General features: G+C 73.1%; 16 protein-coding genes. 15 read left to right on the top strand and 1 reads right to left on the bottom strand.

Features of this window, described 5'->3' with window-relative positions; all coding sequences use genetic code 11:
- Positions 1-36 precede the first annotated feature (36 nt).
- Genes JOE61_RS03540 through JOE61_RS03525 form a run of 4 tightly spaced genes read left to right on the top strand, consistent with a single transcriptional unit; the run spans position 37 to position 4112 of the window.
- Entirely contained in the window at positions 37-405 is a 369-nt protein-coding gene (locus JOE61_RS03540; RefSeq protein WP_193667962.1) for a YraN family protein, read from the top strand.
- On the top strand, positions 405-2003 hold the full coding sequence (locus JOE61_RS03535; RefSeq protein ID WP_193667963.1) for a YifB family Mg chelatase-like AAA ATPase: 1599 nt from the start codon (positions 405-407) through the stop codon (positions 2001-2003). Before JOE61_RS03540 ends, JOE61_RS03535 begins: the two co-directional genes overlap by 1 nt.
- On the top strand, positions 2003-3139 hold the full coding sequence (gene dprA / locus JOE61_RS03530; RefSeq protein ID WP_193667964.1) for a DNA-processing protein DprA: 1137 nt from the start codon (positions 2003-2005) through the stop codon (positions 3137-3139). The genes JOE61_RS03535 and dprA overlap by 1 nt, the downstream gene beginning before the upstream one ends.
- A 28-nt stretch (positions 3140-3167) precedes the next feature.
- The gene (locus JOE61_RS03525) at positions 3168-4112 is read left to right on the top strand and encodes a tyrosine recombinase XerC (protein ID WP_193667965.1); all 945 of its coding nucleotides are present in this window, start codon (positions 3168-3170) and stop codon (positions 4110-4112) included.
- A 37-nt stretch (positions 4113-4149) separates the two neighbouring features.
- On the opposite strand, the gene JOE61_RS03520 is transcribed toward JOE61_RS03525, so the two are convergent.
- Positions 4150-4725 carry a M23 family metallopeptidase gene (locus tag JOE61_RS03520; protein WP_307822784.1) on the bottom strand — a complete coding sequence of 192 codons (576 nt, stop codon included), beginning with the start codon at positions 4723-4725 and terminating at the stop codon, positions 4150-4152.
- A 416-nt stretch (positions 4726-5141) separates the two neighbouring features.
- On the opposite strand from JOE61_RS03520, the gene rpsB reads away from it, so the two are divergent.
- The 11 genes from rpsB (at position 5142) to rlmN (ending at position 15937) form a co-directional block, all read left to right on the top strand.
- Complete coding sequence (rpsB, locus tag JOE61_RS03515; RefSeq protein WP_193667966.1) at positions 5142-6119, top strand: 30S ribosomal protein S2; 978 nt, start codon at positions 5142-5144, stop codon at positions 6117-6119.
- Positions 6120-6227: 108 nt separating this feature from the next.
- Complete coding sequence (gene tsf, locus JOE61_RS03510) at positions 6228-7040, top strand: translation elongation factor Ts (protein ID WP_193667967.1); 813 nt, start codon at positions 6228-6230, stop codon at positions 7038-7040.
- Between the two features lie 120 nt (positions 7041-7160).
- The gene (gene pyrH / locus JOE61_RS03505; protein ID WP_193667968.1) at positions 7161-7877 is read left to right on the top strand and encodes a UMP kinase; all 717 of its coding nucleotides are present in this window, start codon (positions 7161-7163) and stop codon (positions 7875-7877) included.
- A gap of 48 nt (positions 7878-7925) precedes the next feature.
- Positions 7926-8480, top strand: a complete 555-nt coding sequence (gene frr, locus JOE61_RS03500; protein WP_204797358.1) for a ribosome recycling factor — start codon at positions 7926-7928, stop codon at positions 8478-8480.
- A 16-nt stretch (positions 8481-8496) separates the two neighbouring features.
- Positions 8497-9399, top strand: a complete 903-nt coding sequence (locus tag JOE61_RS03495; RefSeq protein WP_204797135.1) for a phosphatidate cytidylyltransferase — start codon at positions 8497-8499, stop codon at positions 9397-9399.
- Complete coding sequence (locus tag JOE61_RS03490) at positions 9396-9944, top strand: histidine phosphatase family protein (protein ID WP_193667970.1); 549 nt, start codon at positions 9396-9398, stop codon at positions 9942-9944. Before JOE61_RS03495 ends, JOE61_RS03490 begins: the two co-directional genes overlap by 4 nt.
- Positions 9945-9948: 4 nt before the next feature.
- Positions 9949-10305, top strand: coding sequence for a hypothetical protein (locus JOE61_RS03485; protein WP_193667971.1), 357 nt, complete (start codon positions 9949-9951; stop codon positions 10303-10305).
- A 95-nt stretch (positions 10306-10400) separates the two neighbouring features.
- Positions 10401-11312: an MIP/aquaporin family protein gene (locus JOE61_RS03480; RefSeq protein WP_193667972.1), complete on the top strand. Its 912-nt coding sequence runs from the start codon at positions 10401-10403 to the stop codon at positions 11310-11312.
- 70 nt (positions 11313-11382) lie between these two features.
- A complete protein-coding gene (glpK, locus tag JOE61_RS03475; RefSeq protein ID WP_204797134.1) occupies positions 11383-12918 on the top strand; it encodes a glycerol kinase GlpK in 1536 nt (511 codons plus the stop codon).
- Positions 12919-12974: 56 nt separating this feature from the next.
- Positions 12975-14693 carry a glycerol-3-phosphate dehydrogenase/oxidase gene (locus JOE61_RS03470; RefSeq protein WP_193667973.1) on the top strand — a complete coding sequence of 573 codons (1719 nt, stop codon included), beginning with the start codon at positions 12975-12977 and terminating at the stop codon, positions 14691-14693.
- A gap of 53 nt (positions 14694-14746) precedes the next feature.
- Entirely contained in the window at positions 14747-15937 is a 1191-nt protein-coding gene (rlmN, locus tag JOE61_RS03465) for a dual-specificity RNA methyltransferase RlmN (RefSeq protein WP_193667974.1), read from the top strand.
- The last annotated feature ends 56 nt before the right edge of the window (positions 15938-15993 follow it).

Raw genomic sequence — 15993 nt, 5'->3', positions numbered from 1 at the left:
GCCTGAGGTGCGCATGCTCTGACCAGGAGGTCGGAGATGACAGCGACAGCAGCGAGCCGGCAGGCCCTCGGGGCGTACGGCGAGACGGTGGCGGCGCGCCACCTGGTGGAGCAGGGCATGACCCTGCTCGAACGGAACTGGCGGTGCCCGGTGGGCGAGGTCGACCTGGTGCTGCGCGAGGGCCACGTGCTCGTCGTGGGCGAGGTGAAGACCAGGGCCGGTGAGGTGGGCGGCTCGCCGCACGAGGCGATCACCCCCGCCAAGCTGGAGCGCCTCCAGCGCCTGGGGGAGGAGTGGCAGGTCTCCCACGGCCCCCGGCTGCCCGAGGTGCGGGTCGACCTGGTGGCGGTGCGCCTGGCGGCCCGCGGCGCCGCCGAGGTCGAGCACGTGCGGGGGCTGGTCTGATGCCGTTCGCGACCGCCTGCACCGTCTCCCTGCACGGTGCGGTGGGCCACCTGATCCACGTGCAGGCCGACGTCTCGCCGGGCCAGGTCGGCACCACCCTGGTGGGCCGCCCCGACATCGCCATCAGCGAGGCCCGCGACCGGGTGCGGATGGCCATCATCAACTCCGGGCTCGGCTGGCCGGCCACCAAGCGCATCACGGTCCTGCTCTCGCCCGCCGACCTGCGCAAGCGCGGCACCCACTTCGACCTGGCCATGGCCCTGTCGGTGCTGGCCGCCGACGCCGTGATCACCGAGCAGGCCCTCCACGGGTGCCTCTTCATCGGCGAGCTCACCCTCGACGGTGGCCTGCGCCCGGTCACCGGCGTGCTGCCCATGGTGCTCGCTGCCCGCGAGGCGGGGGTGCGCACCGTCGTCGTGCCCGAGCCGCAGGCCGCCGAGGCGGCCATGGTGCCCGGCACCACCGTCTTCGGCATGCGCTCGCTGCGCCAGGTGGTCGCCCAGCTCAAGGGCGACGAGGTGCCCGACGCCCCGCCCGTGGCGTCGTCCACGGGGGCCAGCCTGCTGTCCTGGCGCGGCTCCGACCGCCACGACGAGGTCGACATGTCCGACCTGATCGGCATGGCCGACGCCAGGTACGCCGCCGAGGTCGCCGCCGCCGGCGGCCACCACCTGCTGCTGCAGGGCCCGAAGGGCTCCGGCAAGACCACGCTGGCCGAGCGGATCCCCACGATCCTGCCCGACCTCGACGCCGAGGAGTCGCTCGAGCTGACCGCGATCCACTCGCTGGCCGGGGTGCTCGACCCCAGCCGCGGCATGCTGCGACGCCCGCCCTACGCCGCCCCGCACCACGACGCCAGCAAGGCCTCCATCGTCGGCGGTGGCAGCGGGCAGGTCCGGCCCGGCGAGCTCAGCCGCTCGCACTGCGGGGTCCTGCTCCTCGACGAGTTCCCGCTCTTCCGCGCCGACGTGATCGAGGCGCTGCGCGAGCCGCTCGAGAACGGCGAGATCACCGTCGCCCGGGCCGAGGAGCTCGTGACCCTGCCCGCCCGCGGCATGGTGGTGCTCGCCGCCAACCCCTGCCCGTGCGGCGAGTTCCGCGCCCACGCCGGGGCCAACCGGTGCTCGTGCCGCGACACCGTGCGCCGCGACTACCGGCGCAAGGTCACCGGCCCGGTCACCGACCGCATCGACATCACCCGCCAGGTCGACCCGGTGCGGCCCCACGAGCGCCGCGACCCCCTCGCGGTGCGCGAGACCTCCGCCGACGTACGGGTGCGCGTCACGGCGGCCCGACGGCGCCAGGCGGAGCGCTACCGCGGCTGCACCTGGCGGCTGAACTCCCAGGTGCCCGGGGCGGCGCTGCGCGAGCGCTGGCCGCTGGCGGAGGACGGCCAGGCCATGCTCGACAAGGCGCTCTACGACGCCGAGGTCACCAGCCGCGGGGCCGTCAGGGTGCACCGGCTGGCCTGGAGCGTGCTCGACCTGCTGCCCGGCGCCGACCCCGAGCGCCGGCCGGGTGCCGCCGAGGTCGAGACCGCCCTGCGGCTGCGCTCCGGCCACCCGCTGATGCTCAGCGCGCTCGAGCGGGGCGCGTGATGGCGCCCTGGCAGGACGACCGGCTCGCCCGGGTGGCGCTCTCGCGGATCGTCGAGCCGGGCGACCCGCGCCTGCTGGCGAGCGTGAGCAGCATCGGGCCCGTCGAGACGCTGCAGCAGCTGGCTCGCAGCGCTCCCGACCTCGCCGACCTCCAGGCCGAGACCCAGGCCCGCAGCCAGGGGCTCGACCCCGAGCGCATCCTGGCGCTCGCCGCCCGGCAGGGCATCCGCTTCGTCACCCCGGCCGACGCCGAGTGGCCCGCGCAGCTGGGTGACCTCGAGCAGCCGCGCGTGCAGGGGCGCGGGGGAGTGCCCGTGGGGCTGTGGGTGCGGGGGCCGCAACGGCTCGACACGCTCGGCGGCTCGGTCGCGGTGGTCGGCGCGCGCACCGCGACCGGGTACGGCGCCTCGGTCGCCGGTGACGTCGCCGCCGCGGTCGCGAGCGCCGGACGTCCCGTCGTCTCGGGGGCGGCCTTCGGCATCGACCAGGCCGCCCACCGCGGGGCGCTCGGCACCGACGGCTCGACGGTCGCGGTGCTGGCCTGCGGCGCCGACCGGATCTACCCCGAGGCGCACCGCGACCTCATCGAGCACCTCGCCACCCACCACGCCGTCGTCTCGGAGTCGCCGCCCGGCTGGTCGCCGATGCGGGTGCGGTTCCTGAGCCGCAACCGGCTGATCGCGGCCCTGACGACCGGCACCGTGGTCGTCGAGGCCGCGCTGCGCAGCGGCGCGCTCAACACCGCCAACTGGGCGCAGCAGCTCAACCGTCCGGTCATGGGCGTGCCCGGTCCCGTCACGTCGGCGCAGTCGCAGGGCGTGCACCAGCTCGTGCGGGCCGGGGCGGCCGGCCTGGTCACCACCGGGCCCGAGGTGCTCGAGATGGTCGCCGAGTCGGGGCAGTACCTGCTCGAGATCCCGCGGGGGCCCGAGACGCTGCGCGACCGGCTCGACCCGGTCGACCGGCAGGTGCTCGACGCGGTGCCCGTCTCGCGGGGCGTCGCCAGCGTCTCGATCGCGCGCACCGCCGGCGTGGGCCCGGGCACCACCGACGCGGTCCTGGTGCGGCTGCAGGAGGCCGGACTGGTGCGCAGCGACGGCAACGGCTGGCGGCTCGCCGGGCTGGCTCTGCCGTGAGCCCCCGGCGGGTTCCTAGACTCCGGACATGGCCGACGACGCGCAGCAGGAGGCGGACGCGCTGCCCGAGGCCTTCGTCCGGGTCCTCGGCGACTACGAGCGCCACCTCGCGGTCGAGCGCGACCTGACCCCGCACTCCGTGCGCGCCTACCTCACCGACGTCGCCGGGCTGCTCGAGCACGCCCGGCGGCTCGGGCTCGACGACGTGGCCCGGCTCGACCTGCGCACCCTGCGCAGCTGGCTGGCCCAGCAGCAGAGCCTGGGCCGCTCGCGCACCACGATCGCCCGCCGCGCCACCGCCGCCCGTGTCTTCACCGCCTGGCTGGCGCGCACCGGCCGCGCCGAGCACGACGCCGGCGCCAGCCTGGCCAGCCCCAAGGCGCACCGCACGCTGCCGCCGGTCCTGCGCCGCGACGAGGCCGACGACCTGATCCGCACGGCCACCGCGCTCGCCGACGACGGCAGCCCGGTGGGGCTGCGCGACGTGGCGATGCTCGAGCTGCTCTACGCCACCGGCATCCGCGTCGGCGAGCTGGTCGGGCTCGACGTCGACGACGTCGACCGCGAGCGCAACGTGGTGCGGGTCCTGGGCAAGGGCCGCAAGGAGCGCAGCGTCCCGTTCGGACGGCCGGCCGCCCACGCGCTCGACTTCTGGACCCGCCACGGCCGCCCCCTGCTGGCGGTCGACGGCTCTGGGCCCGCGCTCTTTCTCGGTGCCAGGGGAGGGCGCATCGACCAGCGCGCGGTGCGCACCCTGGTGCACCGGCGCGTCGCCGAGGTACCCGGCGCCCCCGACATCGGCCCCCACGGGCTGCGGCACACCGCGGCCACCCACCTGCTCGAGGGCGGCGCCGACCTGCGCTCGGTGCAGGAGCTGCTGGGCCACGCCTCGCTGGCCACCACCCAGCTCTACACGCACGTCACCACCGACCGGCTGCGCGCCGCGTACCGCCAGGCCCACCCGCGCGCCTGACCGACCCGGCGCTACTTCCCGCCGAGCCGGCTCGCGGTCACCCGAGCGCAGCGAGGTGGTCGAGGACCGCTCGGTACGGCGTGTCGACGGGGGTCGGCGCGGGGGAGGTGCTCCAGAGGGGGAGCAGGCGGACCGGGCCGAGGCCGACCAGGCGCAGGGGGTCGAGGTAGGTGTCGCCCGCCGGGCCGCTCTCGATCCAGCCCCAGTGCAGGCAGGTGCGTGGGGCACAGTGCGACGGCGCCACCTCGAGGTGGCCGACGACCTCACCGGCGGCCACCGGCTCACCCACCGCGAGATCGCCCGCCACCGGCTCGTACGTCGTGCGCGTGAGCCCGTGGGCGACCACGACGACGCCGCGGCCCGCGATGCGCCCGGCGAAGGAGACCTGGCCCGCGAGGGCCGCGCGCACCGGCTGGCCGGGCCGGCCCAGGAGGTCGACGCCACGGTGCCCGGGGCCGTAGGGGGAGGACGGGGCGTCGAAGCCATCGACCACCTCGGGCTCGGGGCGCAGCGGCCAGCTGCCCACCGGGTCCGGCTCGGCGGTGGGGCCCATGGCGGACAGCAGGGTGGTGAGGAGGGCGGTGAGCAGGGTGGCGGCGGAGGAGGAGGGCACCCCGCCAGGCTGGGGCCGCGGACCGCCGGCGTCGCGGCCCCGCGGCCCCCGTGGGGACGGCGCAGCAGGGGACCCGCGCTGTGCACACGAGGCGGCCCGCGACGGATTCGCTGGCGGGGCCCGGGCTGGCGTACGCTGGCGGACGCAATCCTCAGGGATTGACTTCGCACGTCCGCAGACCGCGACACGCCTCCGCGAGGAGGGGTGGCCACCCGTGGGCGACGATCCTCGGTCCCGGACCGACAGGCGCGAGCCTGGAGAGCCGGGTCGGGTCGCGCGCAGACGTCAGGGCGACCGGCACCCGCCGGGCGCATCGAACCGTAAACCACCACCGGAGCACGACACCGGTGCGTCCTGGCCGCAAGGCACCAAGGACGCCACCAGCGGTGCCGGCTCCAGCACAGGAGATCACCACCATGGCAGTCGTGACCATGCGCCAGCTCCTCGAGAGCGGCGTCCACTTCGGGCACCAGACCCGTCGCTGGAACCCCAAGATGAAGCGCTTCATCATGACCGAGCGCAACGGCATCTACATCATCGACCTGCAGCAGTCGCTGAGCTACATCGACCGCTCCTACGCCTTCATCAAGGAGACCGTCGCCAAGGGCGGCACCGTGATGTTCGTGGGCACCAAGAAGCAGGCCCAGGAGGCGATCGCCGAGCAGGCGACCCGCGTCGGGATGCCCTACGTCAACCAGCGCTGGCTGGGCGGCATGCTCACCAACTTCCAGACCGTGCACCAGCGGATCAACCGCCTCAAGGAGCTCGACGAGGTCGACTTCGACGCCGTCGCCGGCTCGGGTCGCACCAAGAAGGAGCTCCTGCAGATGAAGCGGGAGCGCGACAAGCTCGACCGGACCCTGGGCGGCATCCGCGAGATGGGCCGCGTGCCCTCCGCCGTGTGGATCGTCGACACCAAGAAGGAGCACCTCGCCGTCGAGGAGGCCCGCAAGCTCCGGATCCCGATCATCGGCATCCTGGACACCAACTGCGACCCCGACGAGGTCGACTTCCCGATCCCGGGCAACGACGACGCGATCCGTGCGGTCGGCCTGCTGACCCGCGTCATCGCCGACGCCGTGGCCGAGGGCCTCATCGCCCGTGGCGGTGGCAAGAGCGAGGGTGCCGCTGCGGGCACCACCGACGAGCCGCTGGCCGAGTGGGAGCGCGAGCTGCTCGCCGGTGAGGCCGAGAAGGCCGCCGAGAGCGCCACCAAGGCCGACGACACCGCGGCCTCCGAGGCCACCGGCGCGTCGTCCGAGGCCGCCGCCTCCGACGAGGCCGCCGCCGAGGCGACCGACGCCCCCGTGGCTCCCGAGGCCCCCGAGGCCACCGAGGACGAGTCCGCCAAGGACGAGACCAAGGACGAGACCAAGGACGAGGCCAAGGCCTGACCTCTCCGTGCTGACCGCCGTCCGCGGGCCCTCCGGGGCTCGCGGACGGCGGCACGCCGGGGATCTCCCCGCTACTCCACCACTTTCTCTTCGAGGGACGGAACGTCAATGACGAACATCTCCGCGGCCGACGTCAAGAAGCTCCGCGAGCAGACCGGCGCCGGCATGATGGACTGCAAGAAGGCGCTGACCGAGGCCGACGGCGACCTGGACAAGGCCGTCGAGATCCTGCGGGTCAAGGGCGAGGCCAAGGCCGCCAAGCGCGGCGCCGAGCGCGAGGCCTCCTCGGGCCTGGTCGTCACCTCCGGCAACGCGCTGGTCGAGATGCGCTCCGAGACCGATTTCGTCGCCAAGAACGACGACTTCGTCGCGGCCGCCGAGAAGATCGCCGCCGCCGCTGACGCCGCCAAGGCCGGCGACACCGAGGCGCTCAGGGCCGTCGAGCTCGACGGCAAGACCGTCGGCGAGGTCGTCGAGCAGCTCGCCATCACCATCGGCGAGAAGATCGAGCTCGGTCGCGTGGCCTACTTCGACGGCCCCGTGGTGACCTACATGCACAAGCGTGCCGCCGACCTGCCGCCCGCCGTGGGCGTCCTGGTCGAGTACGACGGCTCCGACGAGGCCGCGCGCGGCGCCGCGATGCAGATCGCCGCGATGCGCCCGCAGTACCTCAGCCGCGACGAGGTCCCCGCCGACGTCGTCGAGTCGGAGCGCTCCATCGCCGAGCAGAAGTCGCGCGAGGAGGGCAAGCCCGAGCAGGCGATCGCCAAGATCACCGAGGGCCGGGTGAACGGCTTCTTCAAGGAGGTCGTGCTGCTCGAGCAGCCGTCGGTGACCGAGTCCAAGAAGAGCGTGGAGGCCGTCCTCAAGGAGGCCGGCACCACCCTCAAGCGCTTCGCCCGCTTCGAGGTCGGTGCCTGAGAGGCGCTGATCCGCTAGGTTGCACCTGACGCCAAGGAGGCCGGTCCGCTTGATCCCCCACCAGATGGATCAACGGGCCGGCCTTCGTGCTGTGCCCCCACCCCCACGAAGGGAACCCCGATGACCCAGCAGTACCAGCGTGTCCTTCTCAAGCTCTCCGGCGAGGTCTTCGGCGGCGGCAAGGTCGGTGTCGACCCCGACGTGGTCCAGAAGATCGCCAGCGACGTGGCCGAGGTCGCCCGCTCGGGCGTGCAGATCGCCGTCGTCACCGGTGGCGGCAACTTCTTCCGCGGCGCCGAGCTGCAGCAGCGCGGCATGGACCGCGTGCGCGCCGACTACATGGGCATGCTCGGCATCGTGATGAACTGCCTGGCCCTGCAGGACTTCCTCGAGAAGATGGGCGTCGAGACCCGCGTGCAGACCGCGATCACGATGGGCCAGGTCGCCGAGCCCTACGTGCCGCGCCGCGCGATCCGGCACATGGAGAAGGGGCGCGTGGTCATCTTCGGCGCCGGCATGGGCATGCCGTTCTTCTCCACCGACACCGTCGCGGTCCAGCGCGCCCTCGAGAGCCGCTGCGACGCGGTCTTCTTCGCCAAGAGCGGCGTCGACGGCGTCTACGACGCCGACCCGCGCAAGGACCCGAGCGCGACCAAGTTCGACACCATCACCTACGCCGAGGCCATCCAGCGCAACCTCGAGGTCGTCGACCAGACCGCCTTCACCCTGTGCGCGGAGAACAAGCTGCCGATGGTGGTCTTCGGCATGGAGCCCGAGGGCAACATCCCCCGTGTGCTCAAGGGTGAGAAGATCGGCACGCTGGTCAGCGCCGACTGACCAGTCCCGCACAGCCCGACGTACGCGACGAACCCAGGAGCAGCCGTGATCAACGACATCCTCAACGAGGCCGACACCAAGATGAGCAAGTCGGTGGAGGCGACCCGCGAGGAGTTCGCTGCCATCCGTGCCGGGCGCGCCCACCCCTCGATGTTCTCCAAGATCGTCGTGGACTACTACGGCTCGCCGACGCCGCTGCAGCAGCTGGCCTCGTTCACCGCCCCCGAGGCGCGCGTCATCCTGATCGCGCCCTTCGACCAGAGCGCGATGAAGGCCATCGAGCGGGCCATCCGCGACTCCGACCTGGGCGTCAACCCCGCCGACGACGGCAAGGTCATCCGCTGCAACTTCCCCGAGCTGACCGAGGAGCGCCGCAAGGAGTACATCAAGGTCGCGCGCACCAAGGCCGAGGACGGCCGCGTCGCGGTGCGCAACCTGCGCCGCTCGGCCAAGCAGGGCCTGGAGAAGCTCGAGAAGGACGGCGAGGTCGGCAAGGACGACGTCACCGGCGCCGAGAAGAAGCTCGACGTGACCACGAAGAAGCACACCGACGCCATCGACGAGATGCTCAAGAACAAGGAAGCCGAGCTGCTGGAGGTCTGAGACCTCCCTGCTCCCGATGCCGATGACGAACCCCACCACGCCTCCGGGCGCGCCCGCCGCAGGCCCGCCCGTCAAGGACCACGGGCGCGCCGGTCGTGACCTGCGCGCCGCCTTCACCTCGGCCTTCCTGCTGATCGGGGCGATCCTGGCCTCGCTGCTGCTGTGGAAGACCGCCTTCATGGTGATCGTGGTCGCGGCGGTCGTCGTGGCCATCTGGGAGCTGGGCCGCGGGCTGGGCGCCAAGGACATCGACCTGCCCGAGGAGCCGCTGATGCTCGGCGGCGCGGTGATGGTCGTGGTCGCCTACGTCTTCGGCGCCGACGCCCTGGTGACGGCCACCGCCGTGACGGCCCTGGTCACGATGCTGTGGCTGCTGCGCCGCGGCATCGACGGCTACGTGCAGAACGCCACGGCCTCGCTGTTCACGCTGGTCTACGTGCCCTTCCTGGGCGCCTTCGTGGCGCTGCTGCTGCGTGAGGGCGGGCTCTACGGCGGCGGGTTCGAGAACGACGGGGTGCGCGGCATCATCGTCTTCATCGCCGTCACGGTGCTCTCCGACACCGGCGGGTACGCCGCCGGGGTGCTCTTCGGCAAGCACCCGATGGCCCCGGTGATCTCGCCCAAGAAGTCGTGGGAGGGCTTCGCCGGCTCGGTCGTCTTCAGCGTCGCGGCGGGCATCGTCGCGATGGTCTGGCTGCTCGACGGGCGCTGGTGGGTCGGCATCTTCCTGGGTCTCATCGTCGCGGTGATGGCCACCCTGGGCGACCTGTGCGAGTCGGTCGTCAAGCGCGACCTCGGCATCAAGGACATGAGCCAGGTCATCCCCGGCCACGGCGGGCTGATGGACCGGCTCGACTCGCTGCTGGCCACGATCGCCCCGGTCTGGCTGCTGCTGCACCACCTGGTCTTCCGGGCGTGAGCCTGCACCTGGTCCGCCACGGGCGGCCCCTGGTCGAGCCCGCCCTGCCCGCCGCCCGCTGGGAGCTCGACCCGGCCGGCTTCGACGACGTGTGGGCGCTGCGCGAGTCGGGCCGGCTGCCGCGGCGCGCCGTCTGGTTCTGCTCGCCGGAGCCGAAGGCGGTGGCCACCGCCCAGCTGCTCACCGAGGGCGAGGTCGGCGTCGTCGACGACCTGCGCGAGCACGAGCGCGGGGCCGGCTGGCTCGAGGACTTCGCCGGCACGGTCGAGCGGGCCTTCGCCGAGCCCGAGCAGGCGGCGTACGACGGGTGGGAGCCGTTGGCGCGCTGCCGCGAGCGGGTGGGGGCCGCGGTGCGCCGCATCGCCGACGTGCACCGCGACGAGGAGGTCGTGCTGGTGGGCCACGGCACGGCCTGGACCCTGGCGGTGGCCGAGCTGACCGGTCGCCCGCCCGACCTCGAGCGCTGGCGCGAGCTGGCGATGCCCGACGTGCTGGAGGTGCCCGTCGTGCCTGAGGGCCCCGGCGGCGACCGGGTGGGAGACTGAGCCCATGGTGACCACGGACGACCAGGCTGCGCCGGCGGCGGAGGACACCGCGTCGCGGCCCAGCTGGTGGCACCGCGACCACCCGGTCTTCACGCCGCTGGCCGGCTTCTTCGCCGGCCTGCTCTTCGTGCTGCTGGTGCCCTCGGTCTACGCCGGCGTGCTCAGCACGCTCGCCGACGACGAGACGACCTCGCGCCTGTTCCCCTTCGTGCTGGTCGCGCTGGCCGTGCCGGTGGGGCTGACGCTCGCGCCGCACACGCGCCGGTTCGGTCGCTACATGCTGCTGGGCGTGGTCTCCACCGCGGTGGTCGTGCTGGGGGTCGCCGCGCTGGTCGTGTGGTTCCTGGTCAGTCGCTCCTGAGCGAGCGCCACCTCCGAGAGGTGTGAAGGCCGCCGCGGGCGGGTAGGCGGGTGTGACCGTCACCACACCGACGCACCGCCTACTCGGAGGCCACGATGTCGCGCAGCAGGAGACCCGCTCTTGTCGGGGAGATGTGTGCCGAGTTCGCCGGCACCATGATCCTCATCCTCTTCGGCGTGGGCGTCGTCGCCCAGGTCACGACCAGCCAGGACGGCGCGCTGGGCGACCACGACTCGATCGCGTGGGCGTGGGGGCTCGGCGTGACCCTCGGCGTCTACGTCGCCGCACGGCTGTCGGGGGCGCACCTCAACCCCGCCGTGACCCTGGCGCTCGCGGTCTTCCAGGGCTTCTCGTGGCGCAAGGTGCTGCCCTACACCCTCGCCCAGACGCTGGGTGCGTTCGTGGCGGCGCTGGTCGTGCGGGTCTCCTACGCCGACCTCATCGCCGCCGTCGACCCCGAGCACACGATCGCCACCCAGGGCATCTTCTCGACCCTGCCCGGCAACGGGGCCGCCGACGTGAGCATCAGCAGCGCCTTCGTCGACCAGGTGGTGGGCACCGCCATCCTGGTCTTCCTCGTCCTCGCGCTCACCTCGGCCTGGAACAACCCGCCGATGGCCAACCTGGGGCCGTTCGTGATCGGGCTCGTGGTGGTGGCCATCGGGATGGCCTGGGGAGCGAACGCCGGCTACGCGATCAACCCGGCCCGCGACTTCGGCCCCCGCATCGCCTCGTTGATCACCGGCTACGGGGGAGCGATGCGCGACCAGAACGGCTACCTCTACTTCTGGCTGCCGATCGTCGCGCCGCTGGTCGGCGGCCTCGTCGGCGGTGCGCTCTTCAAGCTCCTCGTGGACGACCACCTCACCGACCCCGACGAGGAGCAGACTGAGCAGGTCACCCCCGACGGCGGCCGCGAGGCCGTCGGCGAGCCGATCCCCGAGCCCCAGGACCAGCACCAGCCCCAGGACCAGCACCAGCGCGAGGCGCAGCCCGCAGCCCGGTGAACACCAGCACCGACCCCGTACCGACCCCGTACCGACCCCGTACCGACCCCGTAGCGACGAGGAGAGACCCGTGACCGAGGCCCAGGACAAGATCCAGTACGTCGGCGCCGTCGACCAGGGCACCACGAGCACCCGCTTCATGATCTTCGACCACGCCGGCGAGGAGGTGGCGCGCCACCAGCTCGAGCACGAGCAGGTGATGCCGCAGGCCGGGTGGGTCGAGCACGACCCGGTGGAGATCTGGGAGCGCACCCGCTCGGTCATCCAGAAGGCGATGGGCAAGGCCGGCCTGCAGGCCGACGACCTCTGTGCGGTGGGGATCACCAACCAGCGCGAGACGACCGTGGTGTGGAACCGCAGGACCGGCAGGCCCTACTACAACGCGATCGTGTGGCAGGACACCCGCACCGACAAGATCGCCTCCAAGCTCGAGCGTGACGGCCACGGCGACCTGATCCGGCACCGCGCCGGGCTGCCGCCGGCCACCTACTTCGCCGGCGGCAAGATCCAGTGGATCCTCGAGAACGTCGACGGCGTGCGCGAGGCAGCCGAGGCGGGCGACGCGATCTTCGGCACCACCGACTCCTGGCTGATCTGGAACCTGACGGGCGGCACCGACGGCGGGGTGCACGTCACCGACGTCACCAACGCCAGCCGCACGATGCTGATGGACCTCGAGACCTGCGAGTGGGACGACGAGCTGCTGGGGCTCTTCGACATCCCGCGGCAGATGCTGCCCGAGATCCGCTCCTCCAGCGAGCCCGAGGGCTACGGCACCACCCGCCGCGACGGCCCCTTCGGCGGCGAGGTGGCGCTGACCGGCATCCTGGGCGACCAGCAGGCCGCCACGGTCGGTCAGGTCTGCTTCGAGCCGGGCGAGGCCAAGAACACCTACGGCACCGGCAACTTCATGCTGCTCAACACCGGCACCGAGCTGATCCGCTCCGAGCACGGGCTGCTGACCACCGTCTGCTACCGCTTCGGCAAGGAGGAGCCGGTCTACGCCCTCGAGGGCTCGATCGCGGTCACCGGCTCGGCGGTGCAGTGGCTGCGCGACCAGCTCGGCATCATCTCGGGTGCCTCGCAGAGCGAGTCGCTGGCCCGTCAGGTCGAGGACAACGGCGGGGTCTACTTCGTGCCCGCCTTCTCCGGGCTCTTCGCCCCGCACTGGCGCTCCGACGCCCGCGGCGCCATCGTCGGGCTCTCGCGCTACAACACCAACGCCCACGTCGCCCGGGCCACGCTCGAGGCGATCGCTTACCAGAGCTGCGACGTGGCCGCGGCCATGGAGCAGGACTCCGGCGTCAAGCTCGAGGTGCTCAAGGTCGACGGCGGCGTGACCGCCAACGAGCTGTGCATGCAGATCCAGGCCGACACGCTCGGCGTCGAGGTCAGCCGCCCGGTGCTCGCCGAGACCACCTGCCTCGGAGCGGCGTACGCCGCCGGGCTCGCGGTGGGGTTCTGGTCGGGTACCGACGAGCTGCGCACGAACTGGAACGAGGGCCGGCGCTGGTCGCCGCAGTGGGACGACGAGCAGCGCGCCGCGGGCCACGCGCAGTGGACCAAGGCCGTGCAGCGCACGCTCGACTGGGTCGACGTGGACTGACCCGCGTGGACCGACCCCGCGCTCGTCCGCCTTGACCCCTCACGGAGAGTAGGACCATGAGACCTGTCGCCCTGTCCCCGCAGCTGCGCACGTCGTCCCTGAGGGAGATGGCCGCCGAGGAGCTCGACGTCCTGGTCGTCGGGGGAGGCGTGGTCGGCAGCGGCGCCGCGCTCGACGCCGCCACCCGCGGCCTCAAGGTCGGGCTCGTCGAGGCCCGCGACTTCGCCTCGGGCACCTCCAGCCGCTCCAGCAAGCTCATCCACGGCGGGCTGCGCTACCTGGAGATGCTCGACTTCGCGCTGGTCGCCGAGGCGCTCAAGGAGCGCGGGCTGCTCATGCAGACCCTCGCACCGCACCTGGTGCGCCCCGTGGGCTTCCTCTACCCGTTGCAGCACCGGGGCTGGGAGCGGCTCTACGCCGGCTCCGGCGTCGCGCTGTACGACGCCCTGTCGCGGCTCTCGGGCCGCTCGGGGCTGCCGCTGCACAAGCACCTGACCCGCCGCGGCGCGCGCAGGCTGGTGCCGGCGCTGCGCAAGGACGCCCTGGTCGGGGCGCTGCACTACTACGACGCCCAGGTCGACGACGCCCGGCACACGATGTTCCTGGCCCGCACCGCCGCGGCCTACGGCGCCAAGGTGGCCTCCCGGGCCCGCGTGGTGGAGCTGCTGCGCGAGGGCGAGCGGGTCACCGGCGCGGTGGTCGACGACCTCGAGAGCGGCGAGACCCTCACCGTGCGCGCCCGCCAGGTCGTCAACGCCACCGGCGTGTGGACCGACGAGACGCAGTCGCTGGGCGGGCAGCGGGGGGCCTTCCGGGTGCGGGCCAGCAAGGGCGTGCACCTGGTGGTGCCCAAGGACCGCATCCGCTCCGAGACCGGGCTGATCCTGCGCACCGAGACCTCGGTGCTCTTCGTGATCCCGTGGGGGCGGCACTGGATCATCGGCACCACCGACACCGACTGGGAGCTCGACAAGGCCCACCCCGCGGCCAGCGAGGCCGACATCGACTACCTGCTCGACCACGTCAACGCGGTGCTCGAGACGCCGCTGACCCGCGACGACGTCGAGGGCGTCTACGCGGGGCTGCGCCCGCTGCTGGAGGGGGAGTCCGAAGCGACCTCGAAGCTCTCGCGCGAGCACGCGGTGGGCCACCCCGCGCCGGGCCTGGTCGTCATCGCCGGCGGCAAGTACACGACGTACCGGGTGATGGCCAAGGACGTCGTCGACGAGGCGGTCTACGGCCTGGAGCGCCACGAGGGCCGGCAGGTGCCGGCCTCGGTGACCGACCAGGTGCCGCTGCTGGGCGCCGAGGGCTATCAGGCGCTGTGGAACGCCCGGCACCGGCTGGCCGCGCAGTCGGGGCTGCACGAGGTGCGCATCGAGCACCTGCTGCAGCGCTACGGCTCGCTGGTCCACGAGCTGCTGGCGATGGTCGCCGAGGACCCCTCGCTGGGCGAGCCCCTGGCCGGGGCGTCGGACTACCTGCGCGTCGAGGCGGTCTACGCCGCCACCCACGAGGGCGCGCGGCACCTCGACGACATCCTGACCCGGCGCACCCGCATCTCGATCGAGACCTTCGACCGCGGCCTGGGGGTGGTCGAGGAGGTGGCCGGCCTGGTCAGCGAGCCGCTGGGCTGGAGCAAGGAGCAGGTCGACCTCGAGATCGAGCACTACCGGGCGCGGGTCGCGGCCGAGCGCGAGAGCCAGCAGCAGCCCGACGACGAGACCGCCGACGCGGCGCGCCTCGGGGCGCCCGACGTGGTGCCGCTGACCTGAGCGGCGCCGGGAGTTCGCCCGGGCGCCCGCGCGGGTGGGAGACTGGTCGTGCTATGCCCGACGACAACGCCGCCCCCGTGCCCGCCTCCGCCGCCGTCCCGCCCCGTGCCCCCGAGCCGGCCGAGGGCGTGAGCGCGCTCCCGCTGGTCTTCGAGGAGCCTCGTGGGCGCAAGAAGCCGCCGCGCCACCTGGCCGACCTGACCGCGCCCGAGCGCAAGCAGCTGCTCGAGGACAACGGCCTGCCGGGCTTCCGGGCCAAGCAGCTCTCCACGCACTACTTCAGCCGCCTGGTCGACGACCCCGAGCAGATGACCGACCTGCCCGCGGCCCAGCGCGCCGAGCTGGTCGGCACCCTGCTGCCGCACCTGATGACGCCGCTGCGCACCCTCGAGGCCGACAAGGGCACCACCCGCAAGACGCTGTGGAAGCTCTTCGACGGGGCGCTGGTCGAGTCGGTGCTGATGCGCTACCCCGGCCGCACCACGATGTGCGTCTCCAGCCAGGCCGGCTGCGGCATGGCCTGCCCCTTCTGCGCGACCGGCCAGGGCGGCCTGCAGCGCAACATGAGCACCGCCGAGATCGTCGAGCAGGTCGTCGCGGGCGCGCGCTCGCTCGACCGCGACGAGGTGCCCGGCGGCCGTGGGCGCGTCAACAACGTCGTCTTCATGGGCATGGGCGAGCCGCTGGCCAACTACAAGGCCGTCATCGGCGCGGTGCGCCGCCTCACCGACCCCTCGCCCGACGGGCTGGGCATGTCGGCGCGCGGCGTCACGGTCTCGACCGTCGGGCTCGTCCCGCGCATCCGCCAGCTCACCGAGGAGGGCATCCCGGTCACCCTCGCGCTGAGCCTGCACGCCCCTGACGACGAGCTGCGCAACGAGCTGGTGCCGATCAACACCCGCTCCTCGGTCGCCGAGACCGTCGAGGCGGCCTGGGACTACGCCCGGGTCACCCGGCGCCGGGTCTCGATCGAGTACGCCATGATGCGCGGCATCAACGACCAGGCCTGGCGCGCCGACCTGCTCGCCGACGTGCTGCGCGGCTACGGCGACTGGGGCTGGGTGCACGTCAACCTGATCCCGCTCAACCCCACCCCGGGCAGCAAGTGGACCGCCTCCGACCCCGCCGACGAGCGCGAGTTCGTGCGCCGGCTCGAGGCCAAGGGCATCCCCACCACCGTGCGCGACACCCGCGGCTCGGAGATCGACGGGGCCTGCGGCCAGCTCGCCGCCACCGACGTCTGACCCGGCCCGAACTTCGCGCCGACCCGGCCCGGATCTCGCGCCGACCCGGCCCGGAC

Origin of the sequence: Nocardioides salarius, from assembly GCF_016907435.1 — a bacterium.
Classification (GTDB): Bacteria; Actinomycetota; Actinomycetes; order Propionibacteriales; family Nocardioidaceae; genus Nocardioides; species Nocardioides salarius.
Note: the sequence above shows the minus strand (reverse complement) of the source record. Positions and strands in the feature narration are given on the sequence as shown.

What these genes read in the sequence shown, in the direction of transcription:
- JOE61_RS03495 (WP_204797135.1), top strand. Translation starts at nt 8,497, where the DNA reads ATGCCGATGACGAACCCCACCACGCCTCCGGGCGCGCCCGCCGCAGGC.
- JOE61_RS03540 (WP_193667962.1), top strand. Translation starts at nt 37, where the DNA reads ATGACAGCGACAGCAGCGAGCCGGCAGGCCCTCGGGGCGTACGGCGAG.
- rpsB (WP_193667966.1), top strand. Translation starts at nt 5,142, where the DNA reads ATGGCAGTCGTGACCATGCGCCAGCTCCTCGAGAGCGGCGTCCACTTC.
- JOE61_RS03470 (WP_193667973.1), top strand. Translation starts at nt 12,975, where the DNA reads ATGAGACCTGTCGCCCTGTCCCCGCAGCTGCGCACGTCGTCCCTGAGG.
- JOE61_RS03485 (WP_193667971.1), top strand. Translation starts at nt 9,949, where the DNA reads ATGGTGACCACGGACGACCAGGCTGCGCCGGCGGCGGAGGACACCGCG.
- dprA (WP_193667964.1), top strand. Translation starts at nt 2,003, where the DNA reads ATGGCGCCCTGGCAGGACGACCGGCTCGCCCGGGTGGCGCTCTCGCGG.
- rlmN (WP_193667974.1), top strand. Translation starts at nt 14,747, where the DNA reads ATGCCCGACGACAACGCCGCCCCCGTGCCCGCCTCCGCCGCCGTCCCG.
- pyrH (WP_193667968.1), top strand. Translation starts at nt 7,161, where the DNA reads ATGACCCAGCAGTACCAGCGTGTCCTTCTCAAGCTCTCCGGCGAGGTC.
- JOE61_RS03535 (WP_193667963.1), top strand. Translation starts at nt 405, where the DNA reads ATGCCGTTCGCGACCGCCTGCACCGTCTCCCTGCACGGTGCGGTGGGC.
- tsf (WP_193667967.1), top strand. Translation starts at nt 6,228, where the DNA reads ATGACGAACATCTCCGCGGCCGACGTCAAGAAGCTCCGCGAGCAGACC.
- JOE61_RS03525 (WP_193667965.1), top strand. Translation starts at nt 3,168, where the DNA reads ATGGCCGACGACGCGCAGCAGGAGGCGGACGCGCTGCCCGAGGCCTTC.
- JOE61_RS03480 (WP_193667972.1), top strand. Translation starts at nt 10,401, where the DNA reads ATGTCGCGCAGCAGGAGACCCGCTCTTGTCGGGGAGATGTGTGCCGAG.